This is a genomic window from Erwinia sp. JUb26, from assembly GCF_003751505.1.
Classification (GTDB): Bacteria; Pseudomonadota; Gammaproteobacteria; order Enterobacterales; family Enterobacteriaceae; genus Erwinia.
Genome location: NZ_RJVB01000003.1, coordinates 186,040 through 205,874 on the forward strand (window position 1 = coordinate 186,040; position 19,835 = coordinate 205,874).

A 19,835-nucleotide genomic window follows, 5' to 3' on the forward strand; every position below is an offset into this window, starting at 1 on the left:
TCTGCGGGCAGAAACGGAATGGGGCTAATCAGCGACTACGGAAGACAATGCGGCCTTTGCTCAGGTCGTACGGGGTCAGCTCTACAGTGACTTTGTCACCCGTCAGGATGCGGATATAGTTTTTGCGCATTTTACCGGAGATATGAGCGGTAACCACGTGACCGTTTTCCAATTCAACGCGGAACATGGTGTTAGGTAACGTATCAAGTACGGTACCCTGCATTTCAATATTGTCTTCTTTGGCCATCGAATCCTCTAGGTGGACTACCTTAGTTTTGAACCGGCAAGATAATGCCTAATTTCACGTATTAAGTAAAGAATTGCAGATGATTTGATCACCCACATCAACTCCTCTCATGCCATTTAAGCACGGAAAAGTTACGAATAAGTCGTATAGAATAGCGTCTGCGTGGGGGAACAGCGGGCTAAGAATCTGTTTAAATCAGCTTTGTCGCACGATGAAAACAGTTCTGACAGGTGCGTTGAGATTCCCAGCCTGGGATTCCGCATCACCATCTTGTACCGGTGAAAAGCGGACGACATACCAAACGCCGGGGATTATACCACCGTTATCCACGTGTTGCTGGAAAACATTAACTTTGACGCGTAAAAAGCGTCTTTGGCTGCCAGCAGTCGGTTAAAAGCGGCCGCTGCGCGTAATTATCGACGTGCTGCAAATAGCTGGCGCGGGATATTTCCCGGGCTCCCAGTGAGGCAGTGTGGGGATTAAGCACCTGACAGTCAATTAATTGCCCACCCTGCTGTTGAAACCAGCGGCTGAATACCAGCAGGGCGGTTTTGGATGCATTTTCACTGCGGCTGAACATCGACTCACCGCAAAAAATCTGCCCCAGCGCCAGGCCGTACATACCGCCGACCAGCCTCTCTTCTTGCCAGACTTCAACCGAATGCGCATAGCCCTCGGAATGTAATCGTTGCCAGGCGAGTCTGACCTCCGGAGTGATCCAGGTTCCTTCGTCGCGATCGGCCGCGCAGCCTGCCACCACGTCGGAAAAACGCTGATTAAGCGTGACGGAGTAGGGGGAGGCCTGATGAAATCGCTTCATGCTGCGGCTCAGGTGGAATGCTTCCGGAGGCAGCACCGCGCGGGGATCGGGTGACCACCACAGAATCGGGTCTCCCGGCGAAAACCACGGGAAAATACCGTGGTGGTAGGCATTAAGCAGGCGGGCAGAACTGAGATCGCCCCCCATTGCCAACAGTCCGTTAGGTTCCCGCAGCGCCATATCTGGCGGCGGGAAGTTTAACGAGTCGCGCGATAGCTGGATCAGACGCATGATGATATCCGCAGGGTTCTGGAGCTAAAGACTATAGCGCAAAGCGTTGTAGAAATGTCCAGTAGCGTCCGCGATCCGCCACTAACTGCGGGTGATCGCCCTGTTCGATGATCCTGCCGTTGTCCATTACGCAGATCCGATCAAAGTTTGCCAGGCCGCGCAGGCGATGGGTCACCATGATCATCGTTTTGCCCTGGGCAACCTCACGCAGCAGCGCCAGTATCTGCTGCTCCGTTTCGGCATCCAGCCCCTCTGTCGGTTCATCCAGCAGCAGCAGGTCACCGTTGTGCAGCAGCGCGCGAGCCAGACCGAGGCGTCGCAGCTCACCGCCTGACAGCTGGCGGCCGCCTTCGCCCAGCCAGGCATTCAGCCCCTGCTCGTTATCCAGCAGCTTTTCCAGCCCGACCTGATGCAACGCGTTGCACAGCCGTTCGTCGCTGGAATCCGGTGCGGCAAGCAGCAGGTTATCGCGCAGCGTACTGGTAAACAGGTGAACGCGCTGCGTCACCACGCTGGTGCGGCTGCGTAAATCGGCTTCGCCCCAGGCTTTGAGCGGAACGCCATTAAGCGATATCTCACCCTGTTGCGGGTCCCATGCGCGGGTTAACAGCTGCAGCAGCGTGGATTTGCCACAGCCGGTCCGGCCCAGCAGGGCAATATGTTCACCGGCCGCGATGTTCAGAGTCACGTGATCCAATGCCAGCGGATCGCTGCTGGCATAGCGGAAGCTGACGTCATGCAGCGTGACTGCCGCGCCGTCAGCGCGTTGCTCAGCGTCGGCGGCAAAGGTCACCGCCGGCTGTTGGTCAATAATTTGTGTGACCCGCTGCGCCGAGGCGATAACGTGCCCCAGATGCTGGAAGGCGGTCCCCACCGGCCCAAGTGCTTCAAAGGCGGCCAGCGTGCAGAAGACAAACAGCGCAATGTATGCGCCGGGATAAGGATCGCCGCCGATACCTGCGGCACTCAGCCACAGCATCAGAGTGACAGCAATGCCGCCCATCAGCATCACCAGCGCCTGCGACAGCCCGGTCAGGCTGGCCTGGCGAAGCTGCACGTTAAGCCACTGCTGTTCGATGCTGTCCAGCGCACTGCGAAACTGCCCGGCCGCACCGTACAGTCTCAGTTCGGCCTGTCCCTGTAACCACCGGGTCAGACCGCTGCGATACTGCCCGCGCAAACGGGTCAGGTCTGCGCCAATCGGTAACCCGGCACGATAAAATACCGGGGGAAGCAGCAGCAGGGTTAACAGCATCAGCGCGGCGAGGGTTAGCGCAAGGCTGACATCCAGCCAGCTCAGGCCAACCGTCACAACGGCAATTACCACCAGCGCGCCCACCAATGGGGATATCACCCGCAGATAAAGGTGGTCCAGCGTATCGACATCGGCGACCAGGCGGTTAAGCAGTTCCCCCTGGCGGAAACGAGCAATACCGGCAGGGGAGAGGGGTAGCAGCTTGCTGAAGGTAAAGACGCGCAGATGCTGCAGAACGCGGAAGGTGCCATCGTGGCTCACCAGGCGCTCGACGTAGCGCGCGACGGTGCGGCTGATCGCGGCACCGCGCACGCCGGCCGCCGGCAGCATGTAGTTAAAGCTGTAGATGCCCGCCACGCCCGCTAGTGAGGTCGCAGCAAGGAACCAGCCCGACAGCGTCAGCAAGCCGATGCTGGCCAACAGCGTCACGGCGGCCAGCAGCATACCGAACAGCAGACGCCAGATATGGCGACGATAAAGCTTCAGAAAGGGCAGTAGCGTTTTCATTCTAACGATCCTCCTCGCTGTGCCAGCAGTTCAGCAAACGGTCCGGGAGTTACGGCCAGCGTTGCCCAATCTCCCTGCTGCACGATAGTGCCGTTACGCATCAGCCAGATTTCGTCCCACTGCGCCAGCCGATCGAGCTGGTGAGTAATCAGCAGGGTGCTCTGGTCATGGGAAGCCTGCAGCAGCGCATGATTCACGTGCTGCTCGCTTTGTGCGTCAAGGCTGGCATCGGGTTCATCCAGCAGCATAAGCTGGCAGGGTTTCATCAGTGCGCGCGCAACGGCAACGCGCTGTGCCTGCCCCACGGAGAGCCGTGCGGCCTGATCGCCGGTTTCACTGTCCAGACCGTATGGCAGGCGGGGGAGAAATTCATTCACGCCGGCCAGTTCAAGAACCTGCTTCAGACGCGTTTCATCCTGATGACCGTTGAGAAGAATATTTTCGCGCAGCGTGTTCGCCGGAAGATGGGGGTTTTGCCCAACCCAGGCCAACTGCGCCTGCCAGTAATCGGGATCGATATCGCGCAGCTCCATACCGTTCACCAACAGTGAACCCGTATACGGCAGGTAGCCGAGCAGGGCATTCATCAGCGAGGTTTTACCGGCACCGCTTTGGCCGACGACCGCAATCCGCTGTCCCGAGCGCAGCTCGAAGCTCAGCGGACCCGCCAGCACGGTGCCGTCGGTGGTGGTCACTGACATATTGCTTGCGATCAGGCTGAATCCGGCGCTCAGGTCCGGTTTCAGTTCGCCGCGTTTAATCGCCGCATCTTCACTCTCTTCCAGGAAGGTTTGCAGGGCGTCAGCGCCACCGACAGCCTGCGCTTTGGCATGATAGAACGCGCCCAAATCGCGCAGCGGCTGATAAAACTCCGGGGCCAGAATCAGCACCAGGAATCCGGCAAACAGCGTCACCGGGCCGCTGTAGTGGCCGAAATCGAACACGCCAAGATAGGAGAAGCCGAAATAGACGGCGATCAGCGCGATGGAGATAGACGCAAAGAATTCCAGTACCGCCGAAGAGAGGAAGGCCATGCGTAGCACTTCCATCGTGCGCTGACGGAACTGTTCGGACGCATCGCGAATCGTTTCGGTTTCGGCTGCGGCGCGGTTAAACAGGCGCAGCGTTTCCAGCCCGCGCAGACGATCGAGGAACTGGCCGCTCAGGCGACCCAGCGCGAGGAAGTTACGTCGGTTCGCATCCGCTGCGCCCATGCCGACCATCGCCATAAACAGCGGGATGAGCGGCGCCGTGGCCAGCAGGATAAGCGATGCCGCCCAGTTGACCGGGAACAGCAGGATCAGCACCATGCAGGGGATCACGCCCGCCAGCATCATCTGTGGCAGATAGCGCGCGTAGTAATCCTGCATCTCTTCAATCTGTTCCAGCAGCAGCGTAGCCCAGCTTCCGGCGGGTTTACCCTGAATCCACGCCGGTCCAAGCTCGGTCAGACGATTCAGCACGCTCTGGCGCAGGGCCAGACGGATCGCCTGCCCGGCTTTAAAGCCCGCCTTTTCCCGCAGCCATGCCAGCAGGGCACGTGCGGCGAAACAGGCCAGCAATAAGATAAAATCAATCCGCTGCGTATCGCGAGGCAGGTGATCGACGATCAGCGCCTGCAGCAGCGAGGCCAGGAACCAGGCCTGAGCCAGAATCAGCAGCGCGCTCAGCGTGCCGAGCAGGGATGAGAGCCGCAGCCAGCGATGGCCGTGGGCGCTTTGACTTTTCAGCCAGCGGGTAAGTTGTTGTTGTCGAGTTTTATTCATGTGTTGCCGAGTTGCCCTGACGTAAACGGTAGTGAGGCATAAGCCCCCAGGAAGATCGGTGTCAAGCGCGGCAATGTTACAATGCGGAGGGTAAAAAGGCGACAATTGCTCGTCGCCTCAGGCAAGATAAGCTCAGAGTTTTAACAACTTACTGATTATTTTTAACCAAACCGTCAAGATAACGTTCTGCATCCAGCGCAGCCATACAGCCGGTGCCCGCAGAAGTGATGGCCTGACGATAGATGTGATCCATCACGTCACCGGCAGCGAACACGCCGGGAATGCTGGTTTGCGTGGCATTACCGTGGATACCGGACTGAACTTTGATATAGCCGTTTTCCAGCTCAAGCTGACCGTTGAAAATACCGGTATTCGGGCTGTGGCCGATGGCGACGAACAGGCCAGCCACTTCAAGCGTTTCGGTCTGCGCTTCATCATGAGTCGATCGCAGGCGCAGGGAGCTGACGCCCATCTGATCGCCGAGTACTTCATCCAGCGTGCGGTCGGTGTGCAACACGATGTTGCCGTTTTTCACTTTCTCCATGAGTCGGTCAATCAGGATCTTTTCCGCACGGAAACTGTCGCGACGGTGGATCAAATGAACCTCAGCAGCGATGTTTGCCAGATAAAGCGCTTCTTCAACGGCGGTATTACCACCACCGATAACGGCGACTTTTTGATTGCGGTAGAAGAAGCCGTCGCAGGTCGCACAGGCGGAAACACCGCGGCCTTTGAACTCATCTTCAGACGGCAGGCCCAGATAGCGTGCGGAGGCCCCGGTAGCGATGATCAGTGCATCAGCGGTGTATTCGCCTTCATCACCGGTGAGGCGGAACGGACGATTCTGCAAATCTACGCTGTGAATATGATCGAAGATAATCTCGGTGTTAAATTTCACCGCATGCTCATGCATGCGTTCCATCAGTAACGGACCGGTCAGCTCGTTAGCATCTCCCGGCCAGTTTTCAACGTCGGTCGTGGTGGTGAGCTGACCGCCTTTTTCCAGACCGGTAATCAGCACCGGATTCAGGTTGGCCCTGGCCGCATAAACGGCAGCAGTGTAGCCAGCCGGACCCGAACCAAGAATCAGTAACTTACTGTGTTTAGCCGTACCCATGAGATCCTCATTAATTAACTGACGAGCATGATTGCGGATTGTAGGGAATTTAGCGGGGCAAAAAAAGCATTCTGCGATTTTGTTAACGATTAATGAAAAAGGCTAAACCAATCATTGCCGCGCAGGGAATTATTTTTGTGCGAAAAAACAACAATTGTTATCTTTTTCGTGCCCTGAGGGAAAAAAATTGTCATTGAAAAACAGAGAGCCAGCATCTTATCTGGAATGTTGTACTGGTTTTGGTTGTTTTACTTTGACAATCGGCTGCTGTTTTGCGAAAACATTATTGGAAGCGGAGAATATTTAAGAGAGTGCAGCGGTGATTTTGTCCGTTTTGCGTTCATCGTCAAATAAACTCAGTCTGTCATTTGGAATGACGCATGGTGTGGACAGACAACATGCGTCATGCAGATGAGGCGTGCAATATCGCAGCAGGCTCTATGTCTTCACTTAGAACGACTCTGTATACGACTCAGCGTGCAGGGTAGGCAGGTTAAAGGGAAGGATTTAAGAGAGACAATAATAATGGTAGACAATAAAAAACGACCGGGTAAAGACCTTGACAGAATCGACCGCAACATCCTGAATGAATTACAGAAGGATGGGCGTATTTCTAACGTTGAATTATCCAAACGCGTAGGATTATCTCCGACGCCGTGTCTGGAGCGCGTTCGCCGTCTGGAACGCCAGGGCTTCATTCTGGGCTACACCGCGCAGCTGAATCCGCACTATCTTGACGCCTCTCTGCTGGTTTTCGTTGAGATTACTCTGAATCGTGGTGCGCCGGATGTGTTTGAACAATTTAACGCCGCCGTGCAAAAACTTGAGGAAACTCAAGAGTGTCACCTCGTTTCCGGTGATTTCGACTATCTGTTGAAAACGCGTGTGCCGGACATGTCCGCCTACCGTAAATTACTCGGCGAAACGCTGCTGCGCCTGCCGGGAGTGAACGATACGCGTACCTATGTGGTCATGGAAGAAGTAAAACAAAGTAACCGCTTAGTGATTAAGACCCGGTAACACAGGAACAGGTGCAAAACCTGGTAGGTTTCGATACACTCCTGTGAATTCATACAGGTTCAGCGTCGGGTTAACCCCGACGCTGTTGCCTTCATAGTTTACAGGCACCTGGAGAGTACTCTTGAGCCAGGAATATACAGAAGATAAAGAAGTTTCGTTACAACCGCTGAGCAGCGGACGTCGTCTGCTGGAAGCGTTACTGATCATTGTTGCTCTTTTCGCCATCTATCTGATGGTCGCACTGGTAAGCTTCAATGCCTCCGATCCAAGCTGGTCACAAACCGCCTGGCACGAGCCTATCCACAACCTCGGTGGTGGCGTGGGTGCGTGGCTTGCCGATACGCTGTTTTTCATTTTCGGCGTGATGGCCTATGCAATCCCCCCTGTTATTTTGGGTCTGTGCTGGATCACCTTCCGTCAGCGTCACTCCCAGGAATATATTGACTACTTTGCCGTTGCTTTACGGCTTATCGGCGTGCTTGCGCTGGTGGTCACCTCCTGCGGGCTTGCTGCGCTTAATGCCGATGATATCGGTTACTTCGCCTCCGGCGGTGTGATTGGCAGCCTGTTAAGCAATGCCATGGCTCCATGGGTTAACGGTCCGGCCGGTACACTCATTTTACTGTGCGTCTGGGCGGCAGGGCTGACGCTGTATACCGGCTGGTCCTGGCTGACCATCGCCGAGAAAATTGGTGCCGTGGTGATGGGCGTGCTGACGTTCGCCAGCAATCGCTCTCGTGCTGATGAAAAGTGGCACGAAGAGGATGACTATGAGGAAGAGGAAGACGATGCCCCGGTTATCTCTTCTCGTGCCGCGCGCAAGGATGAGGGTGATGACGTTCTGCTGGCAAAACCCGCTTTGCCGGATGACGCCGACGATGAACACGATCCCCTAATGGCTAAGCCGCTCAAGCCTGCGTCAGGCGAATCTGCAACAGCTGCGGATTCTGCTGCGGGCGCTGCATTAGCGGGTCAGGCTGCTGCGGCCAGCGCCGTAGCAGCGACGAACGCCTTTGCTGCGGAAGCGACGAGGCCCCTTGCTGCACCGGGCAACGAAGCTCTGCAACCAACCCCTTCGATAAACCAGCAACCTGTTGCCGCGCAGCCGCAGGCATCTGCGCTGTCGCAGCCCACTACGTCGTCTGCACAGCCGGTTACGCAGCAGCCCGTTACGCAACAGGCCGCTCCGCCGCCGGTTTATCGCTTCGAAATTCCACAGGAAGTGCAGACTCCGCCGCCGGTTATCCCTGCTTATCAGGATGAGGATGACGGCCCGCAGATGGGGAACTGGCGTGAAGCTTCTTCTTCACCGTTTGAATTCTCACCGCAGTCGGCATCGCATGCCGCGACGACGATAGCGACAGCAGCCGGTGCTGCGGCCGCCGTTGCGCAGGCCTCTGATAGCGCGATGCCGTTTATGCCTGGCTTCAGCGCGACCAGCGATGACGACGATAATCCGCAGGTGAAGCAGGGAATTGGTCCTGAACTGCCAAGGCCGAAGCCGGTTAAGCTCCCGACGCGTCGCGAGCTGGCTTCCTATGGCATTAAGCTGCCTTCACAGCGGATGGCGGAAGAAAAAGCCCGAGAAGAAGAACTGCGCCAGCAGCAGCAACAGGAACAGCAGCCTGCAAGCCATTATGCTGCACCGGATCTCAGCGATGAGCAGGATAATGAAGCCGAGGAGGCAAGCCTGCGCGCGGCGTTCCTGGCTCAACAGCAGCAGCGCTATGGTGAAGATCTTTCCCCTGAGGATGAAGAGCTTGTGCAGCAGGCGGCGCTGGCCAGTCAGTTTGCAGCGCAGCAGCAGCAGCGTTACGCGGCTGAGAGCAAACCGACTGCACCCGCGCTGTCGGCTACAGGGTCTTCTTCAGCACCAACGTTCATGCTGGATACCTCTTCCGCGTTCGATTTCTCGCCGATGGATGATTTAGTGGATGACGGCCCGATCGAACCGCTGTTTACGCCTTCAGCGGTAGCAGAGCCGGAAGCCGCTGTGCCGCAGTGGCAACAGCCTCCCCAGCATCAAGAGCCTGCATCCCAGTGGCAGGAAGCCGAACCTGAAGCGCAGTGGCAGCCTCGGGCCGAAACTGTGCCGTCACAGCAGGCTGAAGTGCCTGCGCCAGCTTCAGCCTGGCGACCGGTGCCAGCCGCTCAGGCCGTGCAGCCGCCGGTGACCGTTGAACCTGCCGCAGCCGAACCGGATATGGACAGCCTGATCCATCCATTTCTGGTGCGTCACGAGCAGCCGACGTATAAGCCAACGACGCCGCTGCCAAGCCTCGATCTGCTGACGTCTCCGCCAACGGAAACCGAGCCGGTCGATCACTTTGCCCTTGAACAGACTTCACGTCTGATTGAGGCGAGGCTGGCCGATTATCGCGTTAAAGCCGAAGTGGTCGGGCATTCTCCGGGACCGGTAATCACCCGTTTTGAGCTGGATCTGGCGCCTGGCGTGAAAGCGGCGCGAATCTCTAACCTTTCCCGCGATCTGGCGCGTTCGCTCTCTGCCGTCGCCGTGCGCGTGGTGGAAGTGATCCCGGGGCGCCCTTACGTTGGCCTCGAACTGCCTAACCAAAAACGCCAGACGGTTTATCTGCGTGAGGTGCTGAACTGCCCGGCGTTCCTGGATAACCCGTCGCCGCTGTCCATTGTTCTCGGTAAGGATATTTCCGGTGAACCGGTGGTGGCAGATCTCGGAAAAATGCCTCACCTGCTGGTTGCCGGTACCACTGGTTCCGGTAAGTCGGTGGGTGTTAACGCCATGATCCTCAGCATCCTGTATAAGGCGACGCCGAAAGAAGTGCGCTTTATCATGATCGACCCGAAAATGCTTGAGCTGTCGGTCTACGAAGGGATCCCGCATCTATTAACCGACGTGGTTACGGATATGAAAGATGCGGCCAATGCGCTGCGCTGGTGTGTGGTCGAGATGGAACGCCGCTACAAGCTGATGTCAGCGCTGGGCGTACGTAACATTGCCGGCTATAACGAAAAAGTGGATCTGGCTGAAGAAATGGGGCGTCCGATCCCCGATCCGTTCTGGAAGCCAACCGACAGCATGGATATGACGCCACCGGTGCTGGAGAAAGAGCCTTACATCGTGGTCATGGTCGATGAGTTTGCCGATCTGATTATGACCGTGGGCAAAAAGGTGGAAGAGCTGATTGCACGCCTGGCGCAGAAAGCCCGTGCCGCCGGTATTCACCTGGTGCTTGCGACTCAGCGCCCATCGGTGGATGTGATCACCGGCCTGATTAAGGCAAATATTCCGACCCGTATCGCCTTTACAGTATCCAGTAAAATTGACTCGCGTACCATTCTCGATCAGGGCGGCGCGGAATCACTGCTCGGCATGGGTGATATGCTGTATCTGGCACCGAACTCGTCGATCCCCGTGCGAGTGCACGGTGCCTTTGTCCGCGATCAGGAAGTCCACGCGGTGGTGAAGGATTGGAAAGCGCGCGAGCGGCCTAAATATAAAGAAGGTATTCTCAGCGGCGGCGATGATGGCGAATCGGCGGGCGGCGGTATGGAAGGGGATGAAGAACTCGACCAGCTGTTCGACCAGGCGGTTGCCTTCGTGGTGGATAAGCGCCGAGCCTCTATTTCCGGGGTTCAGCGTCAGTTCCGCATCGGCTATAACCGCGCGGCGCGCATCATCGAACAGATGGAGGCGCAGGGCATTGTGTCATCGCCAGGCCACAACGGGAACCGCGAAGTACTGGCTCCGCCACCGCATGAAATGTGATGGTAGTTTATTTAAGCAATGCTTTATTTTAAGCCTGATATCAAAGCGTTATTAAGGATGCCGTAATGAAAAAATTTGTGATCTCATGCTGTCTGCTGGCTGCCTTTACTTCTGCCAGTGTGCTGGCAGATGCGTCCAGCGAGCTGAAGCAGCGCCTGGATAAGGTAAAAAGCTTCCACGCCACGTTCAGTCAGAAAGTGACCGACGGCAGCGGCGCATCCGTGCAGGACGGTGAAGGTGAAATGTGGGTGCAGCGGCCAAACCTGTTTAACTGGCATATGACGGCACCCGATGAGAGCACGCTGATTTCCGATGGCAAAACGCTGTGGTTCTACAATCCGTTTGTTGAACAGGTTAGCGCGAGCTGGCTGAAAGACGCGACCGGCAACACGCCGTTTATGCTGATTGCCCGTAACCAGGCCAGCGACTGGAAGCAGTATAATATCGCGCAGAAAGGAGATAATTTCTCCCTGACGCCGAAATCGATCGATGGCAACCTAAAGCAGTTTGATATCAACGTATCGACTAACGGCACGATTAACCAGTTCAGCGCTGTTGAGCAGGACGGCCAGCGCAGCAGCTATGCGCTGAAAAGCCAGCAAAACGGCAGCATCTCCGCCGATAAGTTTACGTTTACGCCACCGAAAGGCGTGACCCTGGACGATCAGCGTCAGTGAGGTCCGCGTGAGTAACCTGTCCCTCGACTTCTCCCGCAATGAGTTTCAACCGCTGGCCGCGCGAATGCGGCCACGCAACCTGAATGAATATATCGGGCAGCAGCACTTGTTGGCGGCGGGGAAACCGCTGCCGCGGGCGATTGAGGCTGGTCACCTTCATTCGATGATTCTGTGGGGGCCGCCGGGGACGGGGAAAACAACGCTGGCGGAAATCATTGGCCACTACGGGCAGGCGGACGTCGAACGCATTTCCGCCGTCACATCCGGCGTGAAAGAGATACGCGAAGCCATTGAGCGCGCCAGGCAGAGCCGCAATGCGGGCCGCCGCACTATCCTGTTTGTCGATGAGGTGCATCGCTTCAATAAAAGCCAGCAGGATGCCTTCCTGCCGCATATTGAGGACGGTACGATCACCTTTATCGGAGCCACCACCGAAAATCCCTCGTTTGAACTCAATTCAGCATTACTTTCGCGCGCGCGCGTCTATCTGCTGAAATCGCTGACCAGCGAGGATATTGCCACCGTGCTCGACCAGGCGATGAATGACGGTGAACGCGGCTTCGGCAAAGATAATGTCGTTCTGCCGGACAATACCCGCAATATGATTGCCGAGCTGGTCAACGGCGATGCGCGCCGGGCGTTGAATACGCTGGAAATGATGGCGGATATGGCCGAGGTCAACGCGGAAGGCAAGCGTGAACTGACGCCGCAGCTGCTTAATGAAGTTTCGGGTGAACGCAGCGCTCGCTTCGACAATAAGGGCGACCGGTTTTACGATTTGATCTCGGCTTTGCACAAGTCCGTACGCGGTTCCGCGCCTGATGCGGCGCTGTACTGGTATGCCAGAATTATCACCGCAGGTGGCGATCCACTGTATGTTGCGCGCCGTCTGCTGGCTATCGCTTCTGAAGATGTTGGCAATGCCGACCCGCGCGGAATGCAGGTGGCTATCGCCGCGTGGGATTGCTTTACCCGAGTTGGTCCGGCAGAAGGTGAGCGTGCGATTGCTCAGGCGATCGTTTATCTCGCCTGCGCGCCCAAGAGTAATGCCGTTTACACAGCCTTCAAAGCGGCGATGCGCGATGCGCGTGAAAATCCGGATTACGACGTTCCTGAACACCTGCGCAATGCGCCAACGAAGCTGATGAAGGAAATGGGACTGGGCGCGGAGTACCGTTACGCCCATGATGAACCCAACGCCTACGCGGCCGGTGAGGACTATTTCCCACAGCAAATGGCGCAGACCCGCTACTATCAGCCGACATCTCGTGGGCTGGAAGGCAAAATCGGTGAAAAGCTCGCCTGGCTTGCTACTCAGGATCAAAATAGCCCGACAAAACGCTACCGCTGACCGGGGCGTTGCGGTAAGGTTACCTGCGAATTCAACGCATTCACTACGGTGAATGCGCCTTTTCTTTTATTCCATCACAACAAGCACAGGACAAGCATGCTCGATCCCAATCTGCTGCGTAATGAGCCAGACGCAGTCGCTGAAAAACTGGCACGCCGGGGTTATAAACTGGACGTTGACACGCTGCGCGCTCACGAAGAGCGTCGTAAAGTGTTGCAGGTAGAAACTGAAAATCTGCAGGCAGAGCGTAACTCGCGATCCAAATCCATCGGGCAGGCCAAAGCACGTGGGGAAGACATCGAACCGTTGCGTCAGGAAGTGAATGCCCTGGGCGAACGCCTGGATGCGGCGAAAGCAGAGCTGGACGCACTGCAAAACGATATTCGTGACTTCTCACTGGCTATTCCAAATCTGCCTGATGATGTGGTACCGCTGGGTAAAGACGACAGTGAAAACCTGGAAATCAGCCGCTGGGGCGAACCGCGTAAATTTGATTTTGCGGTGCGTGACCACGTTGAACTGGGTGAAATGGCTGCGGGCCTGGATTTTGCCGCTGCGGTGAAGCTGACCGGTTCACGTTTTATCGTGATGAAGGGCCAGATTGCCCTGATGCATCGCGCGCTGAGCCAGTTTATGCTCGATCTGCATACTGAGCAGCACGGCTATCAGGAAACCTACGTTCCTTATCTGGTAAACCACGCCAGCCTGTACGGCACGGGCCAGCTGCCTAAGTTTGGCGAAGATCTGTTCCATACGCGTCCACTGGAAGAAGAAGCCTCCAGCAGCAACTATGCGCTCATTCCAACCTCGGAAGTACCGCTGACTAACCTGGTTCGCGATGAGATCCTGGAAGAAGAGTCACTGCCGCTGAAGATGACCGCGCATACGCCGTGCTTCCGTTCCGAAGCCGGTGCCTATGGACGTGATACCCGCGGCCTGATCCGTATGCACCAGTTCGATAAAGTTGAGATGGTGCATATTACCCGTCCGGAAGACTCCATGGACGCGCTGGAAGAGCTGGTCGGGCACGCGGAGAAAGTGCTGCAGCTGCTTAACCTGCCGTACCGTAAGGTGCTGCTGTGTACCGGTGATATGGGCTTTGGTTCGACCAAAACCTACGATCTGGAAGTGTGGCTGCCTGCGCAGGATACCTACCGCGAGATCTCTTCCTGCTCCAACATGGGCGATTTCCAGGCGCGTCGTATGCAGGCGCGCTGCCGTACCAAAACCGAGAAAAAACCGCGTCTGGTTCACACGCTGAACGGTTCTGGTCTGGCAGTAGGGCGTACTCTGGTTGCCGTACTGGAAAACTACCAGCAGGAAGATGGCCGTATTGCCGTGCCGGAAGTGCTGCGTCCGTATATGAAGGGCCTTGAATATATCGGCTAATCCCGATCGATATTCATGCTGAAAAAACCGCCTGCGACATCGCGTTGCAGGCGGTTTTTTTTCATCCTCATCAAGCAAAATTTATTATGGATGTTTTCGTTATCTGCCGCTTAATTTGATGAAAATTCAATGAGATATTTTATGCGATTGCGCCGGTTTGAATTGCTCTAACTCCTTGTAGATAAAAAAATTAAATCATTTGGCAGCAAATCGTGCTGCGGCTAATTTTTGGTGCTTTTACAAACCCGCGCGCGGTGGCATGATGCGCACAAAATCCTTCCTCATTCTGGTTCTTCACTACTATGTCCATCTGGTCGCGTCCTGTAATAGTGCTGCTTTGCGGTCTGCTGTTGCTGACGATTTCTATCGCCGCGCTGAATACTCTGGTTCCTCTTTGGCTGACGCACGATGCGTTACCGACCTGGCAGATTGGCGTTGTCAGTTCTTCCTACTATTGCGGCAACCTGCTGGGTACGCTGATCGCAGGCTGGCTGATTAAGCGCCTTGGCTTTAATCACAGCTATTATCTGGCTTCGCTGGTCTTTGCCCTGGCTACCGTCGCGCTGGGACTGCAAAGCGGTTTCTGGATGTGGACTCTGTGGCGATTTGTAGCTGGCGTGGGCTGTGCGCTGATTTGGGTGATTGTAGAGAGCGCACTGCTGTGTAACGGCACCTTGCGGAATCGTGGCAGACTGCTGGCGGCCTACATGATCGTTTATTACATCGCGACCGTTGTCGGACAGCTGATGGTCAGCCGTGTCTCTACCGAGCTGATGCAGGTGCTGCCGTGGGTGAGCGGCCTGATTCTGGCAGCTATCCTGCCGCTGGTATTTACCCGTGTGACCGCCAACAATGCAGTAGATGGTGAAGAAGGGGCGTCAGGCCGACTGTGGCCGATGCTACGCCGTCGCAATGCACGCTTAGGCATCAACGGCTGTATTATTTCCGGTATTGTTCTGGGTTCACTGTATGGTCTGATGCCGCTGTACCTGTCGCATCAGGGGATGAGTGATTCCAGCGTGGGCTACTGGATGGCGCTGCTGGTCAGCGCCGGTATTATCGGACAGTGGCCGATTGGTCGCCTTGCGGATCGTTATGGGCGTCTGCTGGTGCTGAGAGTGCAGGTTTTCGGCGTGATCCTCGGTGCACTGGCAATGTTGGGCAACGCGGCAATGGGACCGGCCCTGTTTATTCTTGGTTGCGCTGGTTTCACCCTGTATCCGGTCGCGATGTCCTGGGCCTGCGAGAAGGTTGCCCACCATGAACTGGTGGCGATGAACCAGGCTTTACTGCTCAGCTATACCGTGGGCAGCCTTGCCGGTCCGACCATGACTTCAATGCTGATGCAGAGTTATTCAGACCGGCTGCTGTTTGTGATGATTGCCGCAGTCGCTTTGATTTACCTCGCCATGCTGCTGCGCAAGGCGGACCATCCTGTCAACCCGGTGGCGCACGCCTGAGAAGAACAGATGTATTAAAAAGGGCGACCCGGTGGTCGCCCTTTTACTTTTGCTCAGTACATCACTTCGTGGCCGTAGCTTTCCAGGATCCGTTTGATCCGCTCCATGGTTTCCGCTTTTGGCGGATGTACGCCATCGAGCTTGTATTCTTCGCCCATCGCAACCCACTTATGCTTGCCCAATTCGTGGTAGGGCAGCATTTCGATTTTTTCTACGTTGCCCATATCGCGGGTAAACTCACCGAGGCGGTGTGCGGAATCATCATCATCCGTGTAGCCGGGCACCACCACATAGCGGATCCAGGTACGGATTTTCCGCTTAGCAAGATAGCGGGCAAAATCCAGCGTACGATGATTTGAAACCCCGACCAGCACCTGATGGATATCATCATTAATCTGTTTAAGATCGAGCATCACCAGGTCGGTTACGTCCAGCAGTTCATCAATGACCGGGTCGTAACGACGCACGAAGCCGTTGGTATCAAGGCAGGTATTAATTCCTTCGGCTTTACAGGCGCGGAACCAGTCACGGACGAATTCAGCCTGCAGAATAGCCTCGCCGCCGGAAGCGGTAACGCCACCGCCGGAAGCATTCATAAAGTGGCGATAGGACACCACGTCCTTCATCAGTTCTTCAACGGTAATCTCTTTACCGCCGTGGGTATCCCAGGTGTCTCTGTTATGGCAGTAGAGGCAGCGCATCAGGCAGCCCTGGAAGAAGGTGATAAAACGAATGCCGGGACCATCGACGGTTCCGCAGGATTCAAATGAGTGAATACGTCCGATTACTGACATTGCGATGAATTCTCCACGTTGACGCAGTCTTGAGCCGCGTTAAGTCTGTTTTGACAGTGCCCTGCAAGAAGCAAACAGGCCACTGGCGAAACTGACTTCTGACTGCAGCCCCCGAAGGGGCTGCGGGGTGTTACATGGTTTGCGTGAAGGTACGGGTGATCACGTCCTGCTGCTGCTCTTTAGTCAGCGAGTTAAAGCGCACGGCATAACCAGAAACGCGGATGGTCAGCTGCGGATATTTTTCCGGATCTTCCATTGCTTCCAGCAGCATCTCACGGTTCATCACGTTGACGTTAAGGTGCTGACCGCCTTCGATGCTGGCTTCGTGGTGGAAGTAGCCATCCATCAGGCCTGCAAGGTTGGTTTTACGCACATCGTCGTTTTTACCCAGCGCGTTTGGCACGATGGAGAAGGTATAGGAAATACCATCTTTAGCGTAGGCAAACGGCAGTTTGGCAACGGAGGTCAGTGAAGCCACGGCGCCTTTCTGGTCACGGCCATGCATTGGGTTAGCGCCCGGTCCAAACGGTGCGCCAGCGCGACGTCCGTCCGGCGTATTACCGGTTTTCTTACCATACACGACGTTAGAGGTGATGGTCAGCACCGACTGGGTTGGTACGGCGTTGCGGTAGGTGTGCAGTTTCTGAATTTTCTTCATGAAACGTTCAACCAGGTCGCAGGCAATATCATCAACGCGGGAATCATTGTTACCGAACTGTGGATACTCACCTTCAATTTTAAAGTCTACGGCCAGGCCGTCTTCATCACGAATGGTGGACACTTTGGCATATTTAATCGCCGAGAGTGAGTCAGCGGCAACGGACAGACCGGCGATACCACATGCCATGGTGCGATACACATCGCGATCGTGCAGCGCCATCAGCGAGGCTTCATAGCTGTATTTGTCATGCATATAGTGGATGACGTTCAGCGCGGTAACGTACTGTTTTGCCAGCCAGTCCATGAAGTGATCCATACGCGCCATCACTTTTTCGTAGTCCAGCACCTCATCCATCATCGGTGCTTCTTTCGGACCTACCTGCATTTTCAATTTTTCATCCACACCGCCGTTAATCGCGTACAGCATGGTTTTCGCCAGGTTAGCGCGGGCGCCGAAGAACTGCATCTGTTTGCCCACGATCATTGGGCTAACGCAGCAGGCGATAGCGTAGTCATCGTTGTTAAAATCAGGACGCATCAGATCGTCATTCTCATACTGCAGAGAAGAGGTATCGATCGACACTTTCGCGGCGAATTTTTTGAAGTTCAGCGGAAGTTTTTCTGACCACAGAATGGTCATGTTCGGCTCGGGTGATGGGCCCATGGTGTAAAGCGTGTTCAGGAAGCGGAAGGTATTTTTAGTCACCAGAGTACGGCCATCAACGCCCATACCGGCCAGTGATTCCGTTGCCCAGATTGGGTCACCGGAGAACAGCTCATCGTATTCCGGGGTACGTAGGAAGCGAACCATACGCAGTTTCATCACCAGATGGTCAATCAGCTCCTGCGCTTCTTCTTCGGTGATTTTACCGGCTTTCAGATCGCGATTAATGTAGATATCCAGGAAGGTCGACACGCGACCGAAGGACATCGCTGCACCGTTCTGTGATTTCACCGCAGCAAGGTAACCAAAGTAGGTCCATTGTACGGCTTCCTGAGCGGTGGTTGCCGGACCGGAGATATCAAAGCCGTGCTTGGCCGCCATCTCTTTAATCTGCTTCAGCGCATGGTGCTGGTCAGCAATCTCTTCGCGCAGACGGATAGTGGCTTCCAGGTTGACGCCATTTTCCATGTCGCTCTGCAGAGAGGTGAACTGAGCAAATTTGTCTTTCATCAGGCCATCAATACCGTACAGCGCAACGCGACGGTAGTCACCGATGATACGACCACGGCCGTAGGCATCCGGCAGGCCGGTCAGCACGCCTGACTTACGGCAGCGCAGAATATCCGGGGTGTACACATCAAACACGCCCTGGTTGTGGGTTTTACGGTATTCGGTAAAGATTTTTTTCAGTGAAGGATCAAGCTCACGACCGTAAACTTTACAGGATCCTTCCACCATTTTGATGCCGCCGAACGGGATCAGCGCACGTTTTAATGGCGCTTCAGTTTGCAGACCAACGATTTTTTCCAGGTCTTTTTCGATGTAGCCAGCATCGTGTGAGGTAATGGTTGCGGCCAGGTCGGTATCAAAATCAACCGGCGCATGGGTTTTGTTTTCCAGCTTGATGCCTTCCATGACCTTATCCCACAGGGTGGTGGTCGCCTGAGTCGCACCGGCCAGGAATGACTCGTCGCCTTCATAAGGAGTGTAGTTTTTCTGGATGAAGTCGCGAACGTTAACACTGTTCTGCCATTCACCTGCTGCAAAACCTTCCCAGGCTGTTGCCATGTTTTTATTTAGCTCGGTCATGTGATACCTACCTTTATAACGTGAAGTTCGTTGTACGTTACCGTCAGGCGATGAGCTGCCTGCGGCTGTATAAGATTCTGTTACAGAGACTCAGTGGTGATCGCCGTCGCGTAGATAGATCACCCAGTACGTTAACCCAACCAGCAAGCCGCCGCCGATGATGTTGCCAAGGGTCACGGGGATCAGGTTGTCAGTAACAAAGTTGCTGACGGTCAGGTGCGAAAACTGTTGGGCTGTTGCCCCAGTTGCCTGCCAGAATTCCGGCGAAGCGAAATCTTTGATGACAATCGCCATTGGGATAAGAAACATATTGGCGATGCTGTGCTCGAAGCCGCTGGCCACAAACATGGCAACCGGCAGAACCATGGCAAACATTTTATCCAGCAGGCTGCGGCCGGAGTAACTCATCCATACCGCCATGCACACCATTAGGTTGGCCAGAATGCCCAGGCATACGGCTTCAATAAAGGTATGGTGCATTTTATGGTCGGCGGTCTGCAGGACGTTTAATCCCCAGGCACCGTTTGCGGTCATGTACTGTCCCGCGAACCAGATCAGAGCGACGAAGAAAATGGCACCAATAAAATTGCCAACGTAAACGTTAATCCAGTTACGCGCCAGTTGAGTCCAGGTGATTCTGCCGCTGGCTTTCGCCACAACGGTAAGCACGGTCGAGGTGAACAGGTCGGCGCCGCAAACCACAACTAGCATTAAGCCGAGTGAGAAACAGATACCCCCAACCAGTTTTGCCAGCCCCCAGGGGATCGTGCCGGTACCGGTGGTGGCCGTAATGTAGAAGGCGAAGGCGATAGAGATAAATACGCCTGCGTTAATTGCCAGAAAGAAGGTAGTGAAAGGGTGTTTCGTTGCTTTGTAGACGCCAGCGTCTTCAGCAACTTTGGCCATTTCAGCAGGTAATAATAGATCAAAGAGGTTGCCAGCTTTCACACTAACGTTCTCCAATAATTAGTCAGCAAGGAAAGTTTAACAAACGAGTATAGAAGGGAATTTGATATGGATCATAGTGGCCTGGTAATTCA

At 55.3% G+C, this 19,835-nt stretch carries 14 protein-coding genes; 6 read left to right on the forward strand and 8 right to left on the reverse strand.

Annotated features, from left to right (window positions below):
• Window positions 1-28 precede the first annotated feature (28 nt).
• The 5 genes from infA to trxB all read right to left on the reverse strand — a co-directional run bounded on the left by infA (window position 29) and on the right by trxB (window position 5,943).
• Window positions 29-247 carry a translation initiation factor IF-1 gene (infA, locus tag EC836_RS09555; RefSeq protein WP_002211347.1) on the reverse strand — a complete coding sequence of 73 codons (219 nt, stop codon included), beginning with the start codon at window positions 245-247 and terminating at the stop codon, window positions 29-31.
• Between the two features lie 346 nt (window positions 248-593).
• On the reverse strand, window positions 594-1,298 hold the full coding sequence (gene aat / locus EC836_RS09560; protein ID WP_123332452.1) for a leucyl/phenylalanyl-tRNA--protein transferase: 705 nt from the start codon (window positions 1,296-1,298) through the stop codon (window positions 594-596).
• Window positions 1,299-1,329: 31 nt separating this feature from the next.
• The gene (cydC, locus tag EC836_RS09565; protein ID WP_123332454.1) at window positions 1,330-3,060 is read right to left on the reverse strand and encodes a cysteine/glutathione ABC transporter ATP-binding protein/permease CydC; all 1,731 of its coding nucleotides are present in this window, start codon (window positions 3,058-3,060) and stop codon (window positions 1,330-1,332) included.
• Window positions 3,057-4,826: a cysteine/glutathione ABC transporter permease/ATP-binding protein CydD gene (gene cydD, locus EC836_RS09570; protein WP_123332456.1), complete on the reverse strand. Its 1,770-nt coding sequence runs from the start codon at window positions 4,824-4,826 to the stop codon at window positions 3,057-3,059. Before cydD ends, cydC begins: the two co-directional genes overlap by 4 nt.
• A 148-nt stretch (window positions 4,827-4,974) precedes the next feature.
• The gene (gene trxB, locus EC836_RS09575) at window positions 4,975-5,943 is read right to left on the reverse strand and encodes a thioredoxin-disulfide reductase (protein ID WP_123332458.1); all 969 of its coding nucleotides are present in this window, start codon (window positions 5,941-5,943) and stop codon (window positions 4,975-4,977) included.
• 525 nt (window positions 5,944-6,468) lie between these two features.
• Here trxB and lrp point away from each other — a divergent pair.
• The 6 genes from lrp (at window position 6,469) to EC836_RS09605 (ending at window position 15,588) form a co-directional block, all read left to right on the forward strand.
• The gene (lrp, locus tag EC836_RS09580) at window positions 6,469-6,963 is read left to right on the forward strand and encodes a leucine-responsive transcriptional regulator Lrp (protein ID WP_006118610.1); all 495 of its coding nucleotides are present in this window, start codon (window positions 6,469-6,471) and stop codon (window positions 6,961-6,963) included.
• Between the two features lie 121 nt (window positions 6,964-7,084).
• On the forward strand, window positions 7,085-10,711 hold the full coding sequence (locus tag EC836_RS09585; protein ID WP_123332460.1) for a DNA translocase FtsK 4TM domain-containing protein: 3,627 nt from the start codon (window positions 7,085-7,087) through the stop codon (window positions 10,709-10,711).
• Window positions 10,712-10,776: 65 nt separating this feature from the next.
• Window positions 10,777-11,388: an outer membrane lipoprotein chaperone LolA gene (gene lolA / locus EC836_RS09590; RefSeq protein WP_123332462.1), complete on the forward strand. Its 612-nt coding sequence runs from the start codon at window positions 10,777-10,779 to the stop codon at window positions 11,386-11,388.
• 7 nt (window positions 11,389-11,395) lie between these two features.
• Complete coding sequence (locus EC836_RS09595) at window positions 11,396-12,739, forward strand: replication-associated recombination protein A (RefSeq protein ID WP_123332464.1); 1,344 nt, start codon at window positions 11,396-11,398, stop codon at window positions 12,737-12,739.
• A 96-nt stretch (window positions 12,740-12,835) separates the two neighbouring features.
• Window positions 12,836-14,128, forward strand: coding sequence for a serine--tRNA ligase (gene serS / locus EC836_RS09600; RefSeq protein ID WP_123332465.1), 1,293 nt, complete (start codon window positions 12,836-12,838; stop codon window positions 14,126-14,128).
• 302 nt (window positions 14,129-14,430) lie between these two features.
• On the forward strand, window positions 14,431-15,588 hold the full coding sequence (locus EC836_RS09605; RefSeq protein ID WP_123332467.1) for an MFS transporter: 1,158 nt from the start codon (window positions 14,431-14,433) through the stop codon (window positions 15,586-15,588).
• Window positions 15,589-15,641: 53 nt separating this feature from the next.
• On the opposite strand, the gene pflA is transcribed toward EC836_RS09605, so the two are convergent.
• The 3 genes from pflA to focA all read right to left on the reverse strand — a co-directional run bounded on the left by pflA (window position 15,642) and on the right by focA (window position 19,743).
• Window positions 15,642-16,382, reverse strand: coding sequence for a pyruvate formate lyase 1-activating protein (pflA, locus tag EC836_RS09610; RefSeq protein ID WP_123332469.1), 741 nt, complete (start codon window positions 16,380-16,382; stop codon window positions 15,642-15,644).
• A gap of 130 nt (window positions 16,383-16,512) precedes the next feature.
• Window positions 16,513-18,795, reverse strand: coding sequence for a formate C-acetyltransferase (pflB, locus tag EC836_RS09615; protein WP_123332471.1), 2,283 nt, complete (start codon window positions 18,793-18,795; stop codon window positions 16,513-16,515).
• Between the two features lie 90 nt (window positions 18,796-18,885).
• A complete protein-coding gene (focA, locus tag EC836_RS09620) occupies window positions 18,886-19,743 on the reverse strand; it encodes a formate transporter FocA (RefSeq protein WP_123332473.1) in 858 nt (285 codons plus the stop codon).
• Window positions 19,744-19,835 lie beyond the last annotated feature (92 nt).